Annotated in this window: 1 protein-coding gene; it reads left to right on the top strand. The window is 77.6% G+C overall.

Features of this window, described 5'->3' with window-relative positions; genetic code table 11:
* Positions 1-842, top strand: an 842-nt coding sequence (hemC, locus tag ACFWJO_RS39590; protein ID WP_386873125.1) for a hydroxymethylbilane synthase, incomplete at both ends; no start/stop codon positions are given.

Raw genomic sequence — 842 nt, 5'->3', positions numbered from 1 at the left:
GCCTGGCCCACGAGCTGGTGGTGATCCGCACCGAGGGCGACGTCACCACCGGCTCGCTGGCCTCGCTGGGCGGCACCGGCGTGTTCGCCTCGGCGCTGCGGGCCGCCGTGCTCGACGGCGTCGTGGACGCGGCGGTGCACTCGCTCAAGGACCTGCCGGCCGCCCAGCCGGAGACCCTCGAGATTGCCGCGGTGCCGGCCCGGGCCGACCTGCGGGACGCCCTGTGCGCCCGCGACGGCCTCACCCTGGCGACCCTGCCCGAGGGCGCCCGGGTGGGCACGGGCTCGCCGCGCCGCGTGGCCCAGCTCAAGGCGCTGCGCCCGGATCTGGAGCTCGTGGACATCCGCGGCAACGTGCAGACCCGCCTGGCCCGCGTGCCCGGGCTGGAGCAGCACGACGACCACGCCCCGGCCGCCGCGGGTTCGCCCCGCGGTGACCTCGACGCCGTGATCCTGGCCTGTGCCGGGCTCGACCGCCTCGGCCTGGACCACGTGATCACCGAGCGGATCGACCCGGAGGTCATGGTGCCCGCCCCCGGGCAGGGCGCCCTGGCCGTGGAGATCCGGGCCGAGGACGAGTCCTTCCTCGGCCGGGCGCTCCTGGACCCCCAGGCGCCGGTCGGGAGGATGCACGCCGCCCTCGAGCTGGTCGACGATCGGGACACCCACGTGGCGGTCACCGCCGAGCGGGCCCTGCTGCGCCGCCTCGAGGCCGGCTGCGCCGCGCCGATCGGGGCCGTGGCCCGCGTGAGCGACGGCGAGGCCGGTGCGCCGCGCATCGAGATGACCGCGATGGTGGCCGCCCTCGATGGCTCGCGCGTGCTGCGCCGGACCCCCTCCGCA

It is taken from the genome of Streptomyces sp. NPDC127092 (assembly GCF_042722475.1).
In the GTDB taxonomy this organism is placed as follows: domain Bacteria; phylum Actinomycetota; class Actinomycetes; order Streptomycetales; family Streptomycetaceae; genus Streptomyces.
This window is presented reverse-complemented; position numbering and strand designations above follow the sequence as displayed.